Annotated in this window: 13 protein-coding genes and 1 pseudogene; 6 read left to right on the top strand and 8 right to left on the bottom strand. The window is 71.2% G+C overall.

The window, feature by feature from the left end; genetic code table 11:
- Positions 1-93: 93 nt before the first annotated feature.
- Positions 94-927, top strand: coding sequence for a TIGR03619 family F420-dependent LLM class oxidoreductase (locus tag ACH4RC_RS39990; RefSeq protein ID WP_398209614.1), 834 nt, complete (start codon positions 94-96; stop codon positions 925-927).
- Between the two features lie 62 nt (positions 928-989).
- Positions 990-3,584 carry a bifunctional FO biosynthesis protein CofGH gene (locus tag ACH4RC_RS39985; RefSeq protein ID WP_398209612.1) on the top strand — a complete coding sequence of 865 codons (2,595 nt, stop codon included), beginning with the start codon at positions 990-992 and terminating at the stop codon, positions 3,582-3,584.
- 63 nt (positions 3,585-3,647) lie between these two features.
- Here ACH4RC_RS39985 and ACH4RC_RS39980 read toward each other — a convergent pair whose 3' ends face one another.
- Positions 3,648-3,890 carry a DUF6247 family protein gene (locus ACH4RC_RS39980; protein ID WP_398209566.1) on the bottom strand — a complete coding sequence of 81 codons (243 nt, stop codon included), beginning with the start codon at positions 3,888-3,890 and terminating at the stop codon, positions 3,648-3,650.
- Positions 3,887-4,336: an ATP-binding protein gene (locus ACH4RC_RS39975; RefSeq protein WP_398209565.1), complete on the bottom strand. Its 450-nt coding sequence runs from the start codon at positions 4,334-4,336 to the stop codon at positions 3,887-3,889. The genes ACH4RC_RS39980 and ACH4RC_RS39975 overlap by 4 nt, the downstream gene beginning before the upstream one ends.
- Before the next feature lie 192 nt (positions 4,337-4,528).
- On the opposite strand from ACH4RC_RS39975, the gene ACH4RC_RS39970 reads away from it, so the two are divergent.
- From ACH4RC_RS39970 to ACH4RC_RS39960, 3 genes are read left to right on the top strand one after another with little or no spacing between them, the layout of a single operon-like run.
- The gene (locus ACH4RC_RS39970; RefSeq protein WP_398209563.1) at positions 4,529-5,392 is read left to right on the top strand and encodes a helix-turn-helix domain-containing protein; all 864 of its coding nucleotides are present in this window, start codon (positions 4,529-4,531) and stop codon (positions 5,390-5,392) included.
- A complete protein-coding gene (locus ACH4RC_RS39965; protein ID WP_398209561.1) occupies positions 5,385-5,573 on the top strand; it encodes a DUF397 domain-containing protein in 189 nt (62 codons plus the stop codon). Before ACH4RC_RS39970 ends, ACH4RC_RS39965 begins: the two co-directional genes overlap by 8 nt.
- Positions 5,566-5,754: a DUF397 domain-containing protein gene (locus ACH4RC_RS39960; protein ID WP_398209559.1), complete on the top strand. Its 189-nt coding sequence runs from the start codon at positions 5,566-5,568 to the stop codon at positions 5,752-5,754. Before ACH4RC_RS39965 ends, ACH4RC_RS39960 begins: the two co-directional genes overlap by 8 nt.
- 8 nt (positions 5,755-5,762) lie before the next feature.
- Here ACH4RC_RS39960 and ACH4RC_RS39955 read toward each other — a convergent pair whose 3' ends face one another.
- The 6 genes from ACH4RC_RS39955 to ACH4RC_RS39930 all read right to left on the bottom strand — a co-directional run bounded on the left by ACH4RC_RS39955 (position 5,763) and on the right by ACH4RC_RS39930 (position 13,345).
- Positions 5,763-7,232: an aldehyde dehydrogenase family protein gene (locus ACH4RC_RS39955; protein ID WP_398209557.1), complete on the bottom strand. Its 1,470-nt coding sequence runs from the start codon at positions 7,230-7,232 to the stop codon at positions 5,763-5,765.
- Positions 7,229-8,968, bottom strand: coding sequence for an amidohydrolase family protein (locus ACH4RC_RS39950; protein ID WP_398209555.1), 1,740 nt, complete (start codon positions 8,966-8,968; stop codon positions 7,229-7,231). The genes ACH4RC_RS39955 and ACH4RC_RS39950 overlap by 4 nt, the downstream gene beginning before the upstream one ends.
- 120 nt (positions 8,969-9,088) lie before the next feature.
- The gene (locus ACH4RC_RS39945) at positions 9,089-10,210 is read right to left on the bottom strand and encodes an LLM class flavin-dependent oxidoreductase (protein WP_398209554.1); all 1,122 of its coding nucleotides are present in this window, start codon (positions 10,208-10,210) and stop codon (positions 9,089-9,091) included.
- Positions 10,211-10,330: 120 nt separating this feature from the next.
- Positions 10,331-11,137 (bottom strand): SDR family NAD(P)-dependent oxidoreductase, encoded by an 807-nt coding sequence (locus tag ACH4RC_RS39940; RefSeq protein WP_398209553.1) that lies wholly within the window; start codon positions 11,135-11,137, stop codon positions 10,331-10,333.
- A gap of 13 nt (positions 11,138-11,150) precedes the next feature.
- Positions 11,151-12,068: an LLM class F420-dependent oxidoreductase gene (locus tag ACH4RC_RS39935; RefSeq protein ID WP_398209610.1), complete on the bottom strand. Its 918-nt coding sequence runs from the start codon at positions 12,066-12,068 to the stop codon at positions 11,151-11,153.
- 17 nt (positions 12,069-12,085) lie between these two features.
- Positions 12,086-13,345, bottom strand: coding sequence for an amidohydrolase family protein (locus ACH4RC_RS39930; protein WP_398209551.1), 1,260 nt, complete (start codon positions 13,343-13,345; stop codon positions 12,086-12,088).
- Positions 13,346-13,576: 231 nt separating this feature from the next.
- Between ACH4RC_RS39930 and ACH4RC_RS39925 the strand changes: the two are divergent.
- Positions 13,577-16,140 (top strand): annotated as a pseudogene (locus tag ACH4RC_RS39925) (BTAD domain-containing putative transcriptional regulator); the annotation flags it as partial.

Raw genomic sequence — 16,140 nt, 5'->3', positions numbered from 1 at the left:
GCCGTGAACTCCGGTGCAAGGGAAGGGGGCCTGCGTCTTGCGCGTTCGCTGTCGGCCATGGACTCCTCGCGCCGCCGCCGCTACGCATGCCTCATGCGGATCTCGACCACGATCTTCCTGACCGACGAGACCATCACCCCCGTCCGCCTCGCCCGCGAGCTCGAAGCGCGCGGCTTCGCCGGCCTCTACCTCCCCGAGCACACCCACATCCCCGCCGAACGCACCACCCCGTACCCGAACGGCGGCGACCTCCCCCGCGAGTACACCCGCCTCCTCGACCCGCTCGTGGCGCTCGGCCAAGCCGCCGCCGTCACCGAGCGCCTCGCCCTCGGCACCGGCGTCACCCTCGTCGCCGAGCACGACCCGATCGTCCTCGCCAAGCAGATCGCGACGCTCGACCACCTGTCCGGGGGCCGTCTCACGCTCGGCGTCGGTTTCGGCTGGAACAAGGAGGAAGCCGCCGACCACGGCGTCGACTGGCGTACGAGGCGGGACCTCACCCGGGACCGGATCGGCCTGATGCGTGCGCTGTGGGCCGCCGACCCGACCCCGTACGAGGGTGAGCACGGGCGGTCGGTGCGCGCGAGCCACGCCTTCCCCAAACCCGTCCGCGGCGGCGCGCCCCGCATCCTCGTCGGCGGCGCCGCGGGCCCGGTCCTCTTCGAGCACGTCTGCGCCTACGCGGACGGCTGGATGCCCATCGGCGGCGGTGGCCTGAGCCGGACTCTGCCCGGTCTGCGCGCCGAGTGGGAGGCGGCGGGCCGCGACCCCGGCACGCTCCAGGTCGTCCCGTACGCGGTCGTGCCGACACCCGGCAAGCTCGCGCACTACGCCGGCCAGGGCGTGGCGGAGGTCGTGCTGCAGCTGCCGCCGGGCGACGAGCGCACCGTCCTCAAGGTCCTCGACGACTTCCACCGATACGTGTGAACCCCATGCCGGGACACATGCACTCGTATGCTCGCTACATGAGTGATCCGGACGTCGCACCCATGGCCCTTCCCCCGACGCGGCCGGAGGCAGACCGCCCCACCGCCAACGCGATGCGCCGCGCGCTCAAACGGGCCAGAGACGGTGTCGCCCTCGATGTCACGGAGGCGGCCGTCCTGCTCCAGGCGCGCGGCGAGGATCTGGCGGACCTGACGGCGTCCGCCGCGCGGGTGCGCGACGCGGGCCTGGAGGCGGCGGGCCGGCCGGGCGTGATCACGTACTCGAAGAGCGTCTTCATCCCGCTGACCCGCCTGTGCCGGGACAAGTGCCATTACTGCACGTTCGTGACGGTCCCCGGCAAGCTGCGGCGCGCCGGGCACGGCATGTTCATGTCGCAGGACGAGGTCCTCGACATCGCGCGCAAGGGTGCCGAACTCGGCTGCAAGGAAGCGCTGATCACGCTCGGCGACAAGCCGGAGGACCGCTGGCCGGAGGCGCGCGAGTGGCTGGACGCGCACGGGTACGACGACACGATCGCGTACGTGCGGGCCATCTCGATCCGCATCCTGGAGGAGACGGGTCTGCTGCCGCACCTCAACCCGGGGGTCATGTCCTGGACGGACTTCCAGCGGCTCAAGCCGGTGGCGCCGTCGATGGGCATGATGCTGGAGACGACGGCGCAGCGGCTCTGGTCCGAGCCGGGCATGCCGCACTACGGATCACCGGACAAGGAACCGGCGGTACGGCTGCGCGTCCTCGAGGACGCGGGCCGCTCCTCCGTCCCCTTCACCAGCGGCCTGCTCATCGGTATCGGCGAGACGTACGAGGAGCGCGCCGAGTCGTTGTTCGCGCTGCGCCGCGTGGCCCGCTCGTACCACTCCGTCCAGGAACTGATCATCCAGAACTTCCGCGCCAAGCCGGACACGGCGATGCGCGGCATGCCCGACGCGGACCTCGACGACCTGGTCGCGACGGTGGCGGTGGCGCGCCACATCATGGGCCCGTCGGGCAACCTCCAGGCTCCGCCGAACCTCGTCGACGGCGAGTACGCGCGCCTCATCGGCGCGGGGATCGACGACTGGGGCGGGGTGTCCCCGGTGACGATCGACCACGTGAACCCGGAGAAGCCGTGGCCCCAGCTGGCCGAACTGGCACAGCACTCGGCGCGGGCGGGCTTCGAACTCCGGGAACGCCTCTGCGTCTACCCGGAGTTCGTCACGCGCGGCGAACCGTGGCTCGACCCGCGCCTGCTCCCCCACGTACGCGCCCTGGCCGACCCGGAGACGGGCCTGGCGATCGCGGACGCGCCGGTGGTGGGCCGCCCGTGGCAGGAGCCGGACGAGCAGTTCACCGCCACCGGCCGCACGGACCTGCACCGCACCATCGACACCGAGGGCCGTACGTCGGACCGCCGCGACGACTTCGACGAGGTCTACGGCGACTGGGAGGCCCTGCGCGAACAGGCGGCGCCGGGCATGGTGCCGTCCCGCATCGACGGCGACGTACGCGAGGCCCTCTCGGTGGCGGCGGCCGACCCGACCCGCCTCACCGACGACCAGGCCCTCGCCCTCCTCCACGCGGACGGCCCGGCGCTCGACGCGCTGTGCGCGGTGGCGGACGACATCCGCAAGTCGGTCGTGGGTGACGACGTCACCTACATCGTCACCAGGAACATCAACTTCACGAACGTCTGCTACACGGGCTGCCGCTTCTGCGCCTTCGCGCAACGCCGCACGGACGCCGACGCGTACACCCTCTCCCTGGACCAGGTGGCGGACCGGGCGGCGCAGGCGTGGGACGTGGGCGCGGTCGAGGTCTGCATGCAGGGCGGCATCCACCCGGACCTGCCCGGCACGGCGTACTTCGACATCGCGCGGGCGGTGAAGGAACGCGTCCCCGGCATGCACGTCCACGCCTTCTCCCCGATGGAGGTCGTGAACGGGGCGTCGCGGACCAACATGTCGATCCGCGAATGGCTGACGGCGGCAAAGGAAGCGGGGCTCGACTCGATCCCCGGCACGGCGGCCGAGATCCTCGACGACGAGGTCCGCTGGATCCTGACCAAGGGCAAGCTCCCGACGGCGACCTGGATCGAGGTCGTCAAGACGGCCCACTCCCTGGGCATCCGCTCCTCCTCCACCATGATGTACGGGCATGTGGACCAGCCCCGCCACTGGCTCGGCCACTTCCGCACCCTGGCCGCGATCCAGCAGGAGACGGGCGGCTTCACGGAGTTCGTGACGTTGCCCTTCATCCACACGAACGCCCCGGTGTACTTGGCGGGCATCGCGCGCCCGGGCCCGACGATGCGCGACAACCGCGCGGTCACGGCGATGGCCCGCGTCCTCCTCCACCCCCACATCCCCAACATCCAGACCAGCTGGGTGAAGCTGGGCACGGAGGGCGCGGCGGAGATGCTCCGCTCCGGCGCGAATGACCTGGGCGGCACGCTGATGGAGGAGACGATCTCCCGTATGGCGGGCTCGTCGTACGGCTCCTACAAGTCGGTCAAGGACCTGATCGCGGTCGCGGACGCGGCGGGCCGCCCGGCCAAACCCCGGACGACGCTTTACGGGACGGTCCCGGAGGAGCGGGTCCGGGCGGCGGCGTCCTCGGACGGGCATCTGCCGGAGCTGCTGCCGGTACTCGGGGACTGAGGCGGGCAGTCGGGCCGGGCCGGGGTTCAGCACCCTGGCCCGGTTCGGCGCGCTCGGTTGTCATCACTCGTGGCTCTCCCCTGGAGCCCCGGGGCGCGCCGCTTCCAGCGCCGCCATCACCTCGACGGAGTTCCGGATCAGGACGCGGTGCCGATAGGCCCGCGCGACAGCGGCCACGGCCTCCAAGTCGATGTCGGCCGGTGATGCGCTGATGGCCTGGGCCAGTTCGGCCTCGAACTTCTCGCGGTCACCAGGAAACCCGTATCGGCTCAGCGCCGCCCGCAGACCAGCGATGGCCCTGATCACCGTTCCCCGCACTCCGCCCAGAGCAGCTTGCCGCCCGCTCCCTCCGGGAAGGTGTACGCGCCCCAGTCCTCCGCGTAAGCCCGTACGAGGAAGAGGCCCCGGCCTCGCTCGGCGGTCAGGTCCGCGCTGGGCGCACACCGCCCGAACCCCAGAGGGATCTTCGGGTCCCCGTCCCAGACCGCCACCCGTACGCGGTGCGCGTCCATGGCGCCGGGGCCGATGCGCAGGGCGTACGAGCCTGTCGTGTGCCGGTGGGCGTTGGTGAGCAGCTCGGACGCCAACAGCTCGGCCGCGTCGATCAGTTCGGTACGCCCGTGCGCCTTGAGGACCGACCTGAGCGCGGCGCGGGCGATGCCCGGAGCGCGGGGGTCATGGGGCAGCTGGAAGGTGTACGTGCCTGGAACTGGGCAGGGTGTGGAGCCTCGCGGGGATACGGTTGCTGTCATGGAATTCTCCGTTCAGCGGGTGGGGTTGGCGTTGCGAAGGTTGGTGTCCAGTGACCCGGCCGCTCCGTCGAGCGGGGTGCTTCTGGGCGAGGCGCCGAGTACTAAAGTAGCGACGTTCAGTTAACGTATTCACCGAATCCCGGCGATCGCAGTAACTGCCACTCGTGTGAGTGAAGGAGACCGGAAGCACTCGTGAGGACCAACCCGACGGGCCGTCAACTCCGTCTCGGCGTCGAGCTGCGCAAACTCCGTGAACGGGCCGGCCTGACCGCGACTCAAGCGGGTCAACTCATGGGCATCAAGCAGACCCAGGTCAGCAACATGGAGGCCGGACGCGTCGGGGTCAGCGCGGAGCGCGTACGCATGCTCGCCTGCCACTACGACTGCGCTGACCAGGCTCTGGTGGAGGCCCTCGCCGATATGGCGGCCGAGCGCACCCGTGGTTGGTGGGAGGAATACCGCTCGATACTGCCTGTCGGCCTTCTCGACCTGGCCGAGCTTGAGCAGTCCGCGAAACGGCTGCGCACAGCCGTCTCCCTGCACATCCCCGGCCTCTTCCAAACCGCCGAGTACGCTCGCGCGGTCTTCCGTCAAGCCGTGCCAGAGTTGACGCCGCCGGACGTCGAGCACCGGGTGTCGTTCCGCGTGAAGCGTCAGGTTGTCCTCTTCCGGGACCCGCCCACCCCGCAGCAGGTCATCATTCACGAGGCCGCTCTGCGCATGCGGCTCGGTGGCTCGCACGTCACAAGCGCCCAACTGATCCACCTGCTTGACCTGAACGAGCGCGCACACATCTCCGTACGGGTGCTCCCGTTCGCCGCCGAAGCCCTGCCCGGATCTGGGCAGGGCTTCTATTACTTCGAGGGCCCTGTACCTCAGCTCGACACTGTGAACTTGGACCAATCACATGGTCCCGTCTTCCTGGATGGCGAGGCGCAGTTGCACAAGTACCGCGTCCTGCTCGAACGCATGGAGACGGCCGCTCTTTCGTCCGAGAAGTCGCGGCACCTCATTCACCGAATCATCCGAGAACTACAAGGAGCAGACGATGCTTGATCACAATTGGCAGAAGTCGTCCTACTGCGCCGAAGGCAACAGCTGCGTCCACGTATCTGACGGAGCCACCCACATCCGCCTAACCGAATCCGCCGACCCCCGCGAAGCGATACTCACCGCCACCCCAACCGCCTTCGCCGCCCTAGTCCGAACGCTGAAAGCGCGCACACCCCGTGGCTGACTTCACCGAAGACCTGACCTGGCAGAAGTCGTCCCGCTGCGCCCAGGGCAACTCCTGCGTCCACGTATCCGGCGACGCCACCCACATCCACGTCACCGAATCCGCCGATCCCCGCGAAGCGATACTCACCGCCACCCCAACCGCCTTCGCCGCCCTCCTTCGTACGCTGAAGGCCGCCTGACCCGACCGTCACCCCGGCCAGACGATCGACTGCACCTCGCTGTACGCATGCAGCGCGTACGAGCCGACGTCCCGTCCCACCCCGCTCTTCTTGAACCCCCCGAACGGCGCCTCCATGTTGCGCCCGATCGTGTTCACGCCGACCCCGCCCGCCCGCAGCCGCCGCGCCACGCGGAACCCGCGCGCCACGTCACCGGTCCAGACGTAGTCGATGAGCCCGTACTCGGAGTCGTTCGCGAGGGCCACCGCCTCGTCCTCGTCCCCGTCGAAGGGGACCACGGCGACGACCGGGCCGAAGATCTCCTCCCGTACCACCCGCATGTCGGGCTTGCAGTCGGCGAGGAGGGTGGGTGCGACGTAGAACCCCTTGCCCGTCTCCGTCTCCGGGCGGGCGCCACCCGCCACCACCCGCGCCCCTTCCTTCCGCCCCAGCTCCACGTACGCCTCGACCCGTTCCCGGTGCGCCGCCGAGATGACAGGCCCGACGACCGTCCCCTCCGCCCTCGGATCGCCGACCCGCATATGGCCCGCGTACGCCGCCATCCGCGCCACGAACTCCTCGTACACCGAGCGATGGACGATCGCCCGCGTCGGCGCCGTGCAGATCTGCCCGCTGTAGAAGGCGTACGTCGTGCCGATCCCGGCGACGACCGCGTTAAGGTCCGCGTCGCCGAAGACGATCGCCGCGCCTTTCCCGCCCAGCTCCATCAACTGCCGCTTCATGGTCCGGCCGCAGACCTCGCCGATGCGCTGCCCGACCGCCGTCGAACCGGTGAAGCTCACCATGTCGACGTCCGGGGAGTCGACGGCGGCCTCACCCACCGCCACATCCACCCCGCTGACGACGTTCACGACGCCCGGCGGCACACCCGCCTCCTCCAGCGCGGCCGCCATCCGGTACACGGACAAGGGGTCCTGCGGCGCCGGCTTCACGACGACCGTGTTGCCCATCGCCAGGGCAGGAGCGACCTTGCCCGCCGGATTCGCCCACGGGTTGTTGTACGACGTAATGCAGGTGACGACCCCGACCGGCTGCCGGACGGCCAGCGCACCCATCACCCCCGCTCTGCCCATCGGGCCCGCCTCGTTGATCTGCGGCGGCAACCCCTCCTCCACCGGCTCCAACGCGCCCCGCGCGTACCGCCGGAACCGGGCCACACCCACCGCCACCTGCATCCCCCGCGCGGTCCCCAGCGTCGCCCCGCTCTCGGCCTGAGCCACGCGCGCGTGCTCCGCGAAGTCCCGCTGGACGAGGTCGGCGGCGCGGTCGAGGATCGCCGCGCGCTCCCCCGGCGCCGTACGAGACCACGCGCCGAAGGCGTCACGCGCGGCGCGCGCGGCCTCGTACACCTGCTGCCGGGACGCCTCGGGCGCCTGCCCGACGACCTCCTCGCTCGCCGGGTCGACGACGTCGTAGGAGCCACCGTCCGGCTCGACCCACTCGCCCCCGATGAACAGCCCGCCAGACACCCGGGTCACCTCGTGCTCACCGTCCGCGTGTCCCGCCCCGACCTGAGCACCTTGCCGGGCACCGCCCCGCTGACCACGTCGTGACGGATGGCCTCGACGCCGTTGACCCACACGGCGTGGACACCCAGCGCCTTCGCATCGAGGCGAGGGCTGTCGCCGGGCAGATCGTGCAGAAGCGTGGCCTTGCCCGCGTCGATCGTCGCCGGGTCGAAGAGCACCAGATCCGCGTGGAAGCCCTCCCGCACCCGCCCCCGCTCGCGCAGCCCGAACAACTGCGCCGGATCGTCCGTCAGCATCTTCACAGCGGCCTCAAGACCCATCAGCTTGCGGCCCCGCAGGCAGTCCCCGATGAACCGCGTCGTGTACGGCGCCCCGCACATACGGTCCAGGTGCGCGCCCGCGTCGGAGCCGCCGAGCATGACGTCCTCGTGCTGCCAGGTCTCGGCGCGCAGGGCCCAGGAGTCCGGGTCGTTGTCGGTCGGCATCGGCCAGAGGACCGTCCGCAGCCGGTCGGCGGCGCAGATCTCGACCAGGCACTCGAAGGGCTCCTGCCCGCGCTCGGCGGCGATGTCGCGCACCACCCGCCCGGTCAGACCCGCGTTCGACTCCGCGTACGTGTCCCCGATGACGTAACGCCCGAAATCAACCAGCCGTCGGAAAACACCGGCCTCTTCGCTCCCCGCCCGGCGCAGCATCTCCGCCCGCACGTCCGGGTCCCGGAGTTTCGCGATCCGCTCGTCGACCGGCAGCCCGAGGACCTCTCCCCACCCCGGAATCAGGTTCAGCGCGCAGAACGTGCCCAGCGACATGTTCATCGGCGTCAGGATCGGCATCGTCAGGGCGACGATCCGGCCGCCCGCCTTCCGCGCCCGTTCGCTCGCCGTGAGCTGGCGGGGCACGCGCTCGGGCACGGCGGCGTCGACGGTGAGGACGTTCCAGTTGAGCGGCCGCCCGGCGACCGCGCTCATCTCCACGAACAGATCGATCTCGGCGTCGCTGAACTGGTCCAGACACCCGGCCACGATCGCCTCGATCTGCGTCCCCTCGTGCTCCCCGACCGCCTGGCTGAGCGCGATCAGTTCGGCGGGCAGCGCGTGGCGCGAGGCCACCGGTTTGCCGTCGCCGTCCGAGTGCGTGGAGGACTGGGTGGTGGAGAAGCCCCAGGCGCCCGCGTCCATGGCTTCGTGGAAGAGGTCGAGCATGGCCCGCAACTGCTCCGGCGTCGGCCGGCCACCCACCGCCTCCGCGCCCATCACGTACCGGCGCAGGGCGCAGTGCCCGACCATGAACCCCGCGTTGACGGCGATCCGCCCCTCCAGCGCGTCCAGGTACTCGCCGAACGAGCTCCACGTCCACGGCGCGCCCTGTTCGAGGGCGACCAGCGACATCCCTTCGACCTTCGACATCATCCGCCGCGTGTAGTCGGCGTCCTCGGGGCGGTCGGGGTGGAGCGGCGCGAGCGTGAACCCGCAGTTGCCGCCGGCGACCGTCGTCACCCCGTGGTTGAGGGACGGCGTCGCGTACGGGTCCCAGAACAGCTGGGCGTCGTAGTGCGTGTGCGGATCGACGAACCCGGGCGCGAGCACGAGCCCCGTGGCGTCCTCACCGCCCCGGGTCTCCTCGGTGACGGCCCCGGGTTCGGCGACGACGGCGATCCGCCCGTCCCGGATCCCGACATCGGCTACGAACCCGGGCGCCCCGGTCCCGTCGACGACGGTGGCCCCTTTGATGAGGTGATCAAGCACGGTGGTCCAGCCTCTCCGGCGATTGAGGAGCGGGGTCCGGGGCAGGGCCCCGTGACGTCAGCGACAAAAGGGCCCCGACTCTCCTGTCCGGGAGGAGGAGAGCCGGGGCAGCTCAGCGATTCAGACCCCGGCCGCCCGGAACCGGGTGGTCCGGTGGACCGGATCCGTGTCGATCTTCGGGATGACGTGCTCCCCGATCAGCCGGATGGAGTTCAGCGTCTCCTCGTGCCCCATCCCGATGGGCAGCCCGAACGACAGCTGGTCGGCCCCGGCCTGCTCCCAGCGCTTGCACTGCTGGAGCACCTCGTCCGGATCCCCGCAGATCATCAGCTCCTCGGCGATGAGCAGCTCGATGATCTCGGTCGTGTACTCGGGCAGGATCTCCGGCCACTCCGGTATGCCGTCGGGCCGCGGGAAGGTGTCGTGGTACCGGAAGACCAGCGACTGCAGGTAATTGAGCCCGCCGTGCACGGCGATCTCGACCGCCTTCTCGTGCGTCTGCGCGCAGATGGCCGTCGACGTCACCATCACGTTGTCGTTGACGAAGCCCCCGACCGGTTCCGCGTCCCGGATCGCCGTCTTGTACTGCTCAAGGACCCACTCCATGTCGGAGACCTTCTGCACGGAGAAGCCGAGCACGCCGAGCCCCTTGCGGGCGGCCATCGCGTACGAGGGCGGGGACCCGGCCGCGTACCACATGGCCGGGTGCGACTTCCCGTACGGCTTGGGGAAGATCTTGCGGGGCGGCAGCGACCAGTGCTTGCCCTGGAACCCCGCGTACTCCTCCTGGAGCCACATCTTCGGGAACTCGGCGATGGTCTCTTCCCAGATCTCCTTGGTGTGGTTCATGTCGGTGACGCCCGGTATGAACCCGAGGATCTCGTGCGAGCCGGCCCCGCGCCCGCTGCCGAACTCGAACCGCCCCTCACTGAGGTGGTCGAGCATGGCGACCTTCTCGGCGACCTTGACCGGGTGGTTGACCTGGGCGAGCGGGTTGAAGATGCCCGATCCCAGGTGGATCCGGTCGGTGGCGTGCGCCAGGTACCCGAGGAAGACATCGTTCGCCGAGAGGTGCGAGTACTCCTCCAGGAAGTGGTGCTCGGACGCCCAGGCGTACTTGAAGCCGGACTTGTCCGCCTGGATGACGTACTCGGTCTCGTTCATGAGCGCGCGGTGCTCGGCGGCCGGGTCCGTCAGCGCCTGCTTGCCCACGTATCCCTGTACAAAGAGGCCGAATTCCAAGGAGGTTCACCGTCCTCGTCAGTTTCTGACGGTACGTCAGATCGGATGCCCCGACTGTTCCACCGAGCCCGTGGAGCGTCAATAGCCGACGCGTCGTCAGCCGGTCCTCCGCGCGGGCTGTCAGAGCACGGACACCCCCGCCAGCCAACCCCCGTCGATCACGAACGGCTGCCCGGTGATGTACGCCGAGTCCTCCTCCGCCGTCAGGAACAGCGCGAGCCGCGCCACCTCCTCCGGCCTCCCGACCCGACCGAGCGGTACGAGCTTGCGGTAGAACCGGTCGAGCGCCTCGCCGGACTGCGCGAGCTCGGCGTCCGGGTCGAGCTGGGCCGGGTTGCTCATGGCCGTGTCGATGGCGCCGGGGCAGACCGCGTTGACGCGTATCCCCTGCGCCGCCAGCTCCAGGGCCGCGACCCTCGTCAGACCGACGATCGCGTGCTTGGTGGCGGCGTACGCGCCCACGTACGCCATCCCGGTCAGGCCCGTGTACGACGCCGTGTTGACGATCGAGCCGCCTCCGGCCGCCGCGATCTCCGGGGCCACGGTCTTGATCCCGAGGAACGCCCCGACCTGGTTGACCTGCACGATCCGCTGGAACTCGTCGAGCGGCGTCGAGACCAGCTCGTTGAAGCGGAGGATGCCCGCGTTGTTGACCAGGCCGTCGATCTTGCCGAAGGCGGCCTTGGCGGCGGCGACGGCGGCGGCCCAGTCCGCCTCCTTGCTCACGTCGAGATGGACATGGACGGCGGCGCCGCCCCCGGCCCCCGCCGTCTCCCCGATCTCCTTCGCGACCGCCTCGCCCTGGTCGTCGAGCACATCGGCGACGACGACCCGCGCCCCCTCCGCCGCGAACAGCCGCGCCTCCTGCTCGCCCTGCCCGCGCGCCGCACCGGTGACGATGACGACGCGCCCGTCGAGCTTGCCCATGGGTTCCTGCCCCTCAGTCGAGTTGGGGTACGACGTCGGCCGCGAAGGCGGCGATCTGGTCGAGCAGCTCGGCGCACGACCGGCTCCGGAAACGGACCTGGATCTGGTCCACGCCCATGGCCGCGTACGCGCGCAGCGACTCCGCCATCGCCTCCGGGGCTCCGGTGACCGTGCGCCGCCCGACCTCCCAGCCGGGCACGCCCACGTACAGCGGCTCGGTGATGGCGCCGACGGTGAGCGGTGCCCCGACGCCTGCCTCGGCGCGCAGCCGCCGCAGCGTCTCGATCTTCGCGGGGAGCCGGTCGCGCGGGTCGCCCTGCGGCAGCCAGCCGTCGCCCTTGAGCGCGGCGCGGCGGACGGCGGGCGCCGACGACCCGCCGATCCACACGGGGACGCGCGCCTGCGCGGGCCGGGGCCGCTGCCCTAGCCCCTCGAACGCGTACCGCTCCCCCTTGTGCACCGGGAACTCGTCCGGTCCGAGCGCCGCCCGCAGCGCGTCCACCGTCTCGTCGAGCACCGCGCCCCGCCGCCGGAAGTCCGCGCCCAGCGCCTCGAACTCCTCCTGTACGTGGCCTGCCCCGACGCCGAGGATCAGCCGGCCGCCGCTGAGGTGGTCCAGGGTCGCGTACTGCTTGGCGGAGGCGAGCGGGTGGCGCAGGCCGACGATCGCGACATGGCTGAGCAGCCGTACGCGTTCGGTGACGCCCGCCAGGAAGGAGAGCGTGGCGACCGGGTCGTACCAGACCGTCGACATCGCGTCGGCGAGCCGGCGCGGGATGGCGACGTGCTCGCAGCAGGCGATGTAGTCGAAGCCGCCCCGGTCGGCGGCGCGGGCGATCTCCGCCAGCTCGGCGGCGCCCGCGTCCGCCTCCCACGGTTCGGCGTAGATCGTGCTCTGCGACTGGACGGGGAGCTGCATCCCGTACGCCATGCGGCCCGCTTGAGAGGTCACCGCCGCCACAGCCCCTCCGGCGTGAGACCGAGCAGGTCGATCGCGTTGCCCCGGACGATCCGTTCGACGGTCTTCGGGTCCAGGTGGCCCATCTGCTCCTCGCCGACCTCCCTGGACTTCGGCCAGGTGGAGTCGGAGTGCGGGTAGTCGGTCTCGTAGAGGACGTTGGACAGGCCGATGGCGTCGAGGTTCTTCAGGCCGAAGGCGTCGTCGAAGAAGCAGCCGTAGACGTGGTCCGCGAAGTACTCGCTGGGCGGCTTCCTGACCTTGTCGGCGACGCCGCCCCAGCCCCGGTTCTCCTCCCAGACCACGTCGGCGCGCTCCAGGATGTACGGGATCCAGCCGATCTGGCCCTCCGCGTACATGACGCGCAGGCCCGGGAAGCGTTCGAACTTGCCGCTCATCAGCCAGTCGACCATCGAGAAGCAGCAGTTGGCGAAGGTGATCGTGGAACCGACGGCCGGTGGCGCGTCCGCCGACGTGGACGGCATCCTGCTGCTCGACCCGATGTGCATGGCGATGACCGTGCCCGTCTCGGCACAGGCCGCGAGGAACGGATCCCAGTCGTCGCCGTGGATGCTGGGCAGGCCGAGGTGGGGCGGGATCTCCGAGAACGCGACGGCCCGGACGCCGCGCGCGGCGTTGCGGCGGACCTCGGCGGCGGCCAGCCCGGCGTCCCAGAGCGGGACGAGCGTCAGCGGGATGAGGCGGCCGCGCGCCTCGGGACCGCACCACTCCTCCACCATCCAGTCGTTGTACGCACGGACGCCGAGCAGCCCGAGTTCGCGGTCGGCCGCCTCGGTGAAGGTCTGTCCGCAGAAACGCGGGAAGGTGGGGAAGCAGAGGGCGGACTGGACGTGGTTGACGTCCATGTCGGCGAGGCGCGAGGGGACGTCGTAGGAGCCCTTGCGCATCTGCTCGTAGGTGATGACCTCGAGCTTGATCTCGTCCCGGTCGTAGCCGACGGCGGTGTCGAGGCGGGTGAGCGGGCGGTGCAGGTCTTCGTAGACCCACCAGTCGCCGATCGGGCCCTCGTCGCCCTGTTCGCCCATGACGGGGGCGAACTTGCCGCCCAGGAACGTCATCTCCCTCAGTGGCGCGCGTACGACGCGTGGGCCCGTGTCGAGGTACTTCTTCGGGAGGCGGTCGGACCAGACGGTCGGCGGTTCGACGGTGTGGTCGTCGACGGAAATGATCGGAGGGAACTCATCGGATATCAGGGCATTGTTCGTTTTTCCGGTCTCCTTGGTCTCCATGCGGGTCACGGTAGCGCCGATCTGACGGCCCGTCAGCCAGCCGGATCGGGCCCAAGTGGCGGCCGTACGCGTGAGGTCTCTGTGATGGCTGTCTCCCACGGCTGACGTATCCGCCATGAACAAGGCAAACTGGCGGGGTCGTCCGCGCCGCTCCGTCTTCTTGACGGCGCGCCGTCTGGACGACGGCGAAACCACATGAGAACCGGTGCGGTGCGGCGGCAGGGGGCAGTGATGGTCGGTGGAGCGCGGGTACCGGAGCAGCGGCGGCCCGCCGCGTCCGGCGACGGCCCGGACGCGGCGCCGTCCGCCGCGTCCGACCTGCGTTTCAGCGTGCTCGGCCCGGTACGGGCGTGGCGCGGCGGCGAACCGCTCGCGACGGGCTCGCCGCAGCAGCGGGCGCTCCTCGCCACGCTCCTCCTGCGCGAGGGCCGCACGGCGACGGCGGGCGAACTGATCGACGCCGTGTGGGGTGAGGAGTCCCCGCAGCAGGCGCTGGCCGCGATCCGCACGTACGCGTCCCGGCTGCGCAAGGCGCTCGGCGCGGACATCCTGGTCAGCGAGTCCGGCGGCTACGCGATCCGCTCGCTCGCGCGGGGCGCCCTCGACGTGGCCGCCGCCGAGGAGCTGGGGGCCGACGCGGAGAAGGCCCGGCACAGCGGTGACCTGCGCCAGGCGCGCACCCTGCTCAACAAGGCGCTCGGTCTGTGGGACGGCGAACCCCTCGCCGGCGTCCCCGGGCCGCACGCCGAGACCCAGCGCGCCCGCCTCGACGAATGGCGCCTCCAGCTCATCGAGTCCCGCCTCGACATGGACCTGGAACAGGGCTGCCACGCGGACGCCGTCTCCGAACTCACCGCGCTGACCGCCGCGCACCCGCTGCGCGAGCGCCTGCGCGAACTGCTGATGCTCGCCCTCTACCGCTCAGGGCGCCAGGCCGAGGCCCTCGCGGTGTACGCGGACACGCGCCGCCTCCTCGACGACGAGCTCGGCGTCGACCCGCGCCCCGGCCTCTCCGACCTCCAGCAGCGCATCCTGCGCGCGGACCCGGCCCTCGCGGAGACGTCGGCGCCGGTGCCGGAGCCCGCCGCGACACCGCTGCGCCCTGCCCAGCTGCCCGCCCGCGTCCCCGACTTCACCGGCCGCGCCTCCTTCGTCAAGGAGCTGAGCGAGGTCCTCGCGGCGGCCTCCTCCGACGAGGGCACGGGCTCGGTGATGGCGGTCTCGGCGGTGGCGGGCATCGGCGGCGTCGGCAAGACGACCCTCGCCGTCCACGTCGCCCACGCCTCCCGCTCCGCCTTCCCCGACGGCCAGTTGTACGTGGACCTGCAAGGCGCGGGCGCGCGCGCCGCCGAGCCGGAGACGGTCCTCGGCTCGTTCCTGCGCGCCCTCGGCACGGCGGACGCGGCGATCCCGGACACCCTGGAGGAGCGCGCGGCCCTGTACCGCTCGACGCTCGACGGCCGCCGGGTCCTTGTGCTGCTGGACAACGCGCGCGACGCCGCCCAGGTCAGGCCCCTGCTCCCCGGCACCGAGGGGTGCGCGGCGCTCATCACCGGACGCGTCCGCATGGTCGACCTCGTCGGCGCCCACCTCGTCGACCTGGACGTCATGTCCCCGGAGGAGGCGCTGCTCCTCTTCACCCGGATCGTCGGCGAGGAGCGGGTCGCCGCGGAGCGCGAGGCCGCGCTCGACGTGGTGGCGGCGTGCGGCTTCCTGCCCCTCGCCATCCGTATCGCCGCCTCGCGCCTCGCCGCCCGCCGCACCTGGACGGTGTCGGTCCTCGCCGCGAAGCTCGCGGACGAGCGCCGCCGCCTCGACGAACTCCAGGCCGGTGACCTCGCGGTGAAGGCCACGTTCGAACTCGGCTACGGCCACCTGGAGCCCGGCCAGGCCCGCGCCTTCTGCCTGCTCGGCCTCGCCGACGGCCCCGACATCTCGCTCGCCGCGGCGGCCGCCGTCCTCGACCTCGACATCGAGGCGACCGAGGACCTCCTGGAGACCCTCGTCGACACCTCCCTCCTCGAATCCGCGGCCCCCGGCCGCTACCGCTACCACGACCTGGTCCGGCTCTACGCGCGTGCGTGCGCCCAGCGGGACGAGCTGCCGGTGGCGGAGCGGGAGGCGGCGTTGTCGCGGTTGCTGGACTTCTACCTGGCGACGGCCGCGCGGATATACGCCATCGAGCGGCCCGGCGACCGGCTCGTCGACCACCTGGAGCCGACCGAGCACGACGGGCTGTACTTCCAGGACGCCACGACGGCCCTCGACTGGCTCTACGCGGAGGGCGAGTCCCTGCTGGCCTGCGTCCGGCAGTCCGTCGCCACCAGCCGGCTGCGGCGCGGCGTCGATCTGCTGTGGGCGGCGAAGGACCTGGCCGAGTCGGGCGCCAACTCCCGCCAGTACGAAGCCACCGCCGTCGCGGTGTGCCGGGCCACACAGGCGGCGGGCGACCTCCGCGCCGAGGGCCGCGCCCGGACCACCCTCACCAACGTCCTGCTGGTCTCCGGCCGGATCCGGCAGGCCGCGGACGAGGCGCGGCTCGCCATGGACCGGGCCGCCGCCGCCGAGGACATCGCCGCGCACAGCTGGGTCGCCAACGACCGGGGGCTCATCGCCCTGCACCAGCACCAGTACCTGGACGGCAAGGTCTTCTTCGACCAGGCGATCCAGGGCTACACCACCGCGGGCAACCGGGCCGGCCGAGGCGACGACCCTGTTCAACCTGTCCCGCGCCCACCTCGGCATGGACAACGTGGCGAAGGCCGTCGACATCGCCCGGCACGGCCTCGCCCTGC

It is taken from the genome of Streptomyces sp. NPDC016845 (assembly GCF_044332585.1).
Taxonomy (GTDB): Bacteria; Actinomycetota; Actinomycetes; order Streptomycetales; family Streptomycetaceae; genus Streptomyces.
This window is presented reverse-complemented; position numbering and strand designations above follow the sequence as displayed.

Coding starts and splice junctions, on each gene's coding strand:
- ACH4RC_RS39965 (WP_398209561.1), top strand. CDS start 5,385: ATGCTTGATCACAATTGGCAGAAGTCGTCCTACTGCGCCGAAGGCAAC.
- ACH4RC_RS39935 (WP_398209610.1), bottom strand. CDS start 12,068: ATGGCGTACGGGATGCAGCTCCCCGTCCAGTCGCAGAGCACGATCTAC.
- ACH4RC_RS39940 (WP_398209553.1), bottom strand. CDS start 11,137: ATGGGCAAGCTCGACGGGCGCGTCGTCATCGTCACCGGTGCGGCGCGC.
- ACH4RC_RS39985 (WP_398209612.1), top strand. CDS start 990: ATGGCCCTTCCCCCGACGCGGCCGGAGGCAGACCGCCCCACCGCCAAC.
- ACH4RC_RS39930 (WP_398209551.1), bottom strand. CDS start 13,345: ATGGAGACCAAGGAGACCGGAAAAACGAACAATGCCCTGATATCCGAT.
- ACH4RC_RS39975 (WP_398209565.1), bottom strand. CDS start 4,336: ATGACAGCAACCGTATCCCCGCGAGGCTCCACACCCTGCCCAGTTCCA.
- ACH4RC_RS39990 (WP_398209614.1), top strand. CDS start 94: ATGCGGATCTCGACCACGATCTTCCTGACCGACGAGACCATCACCCCC.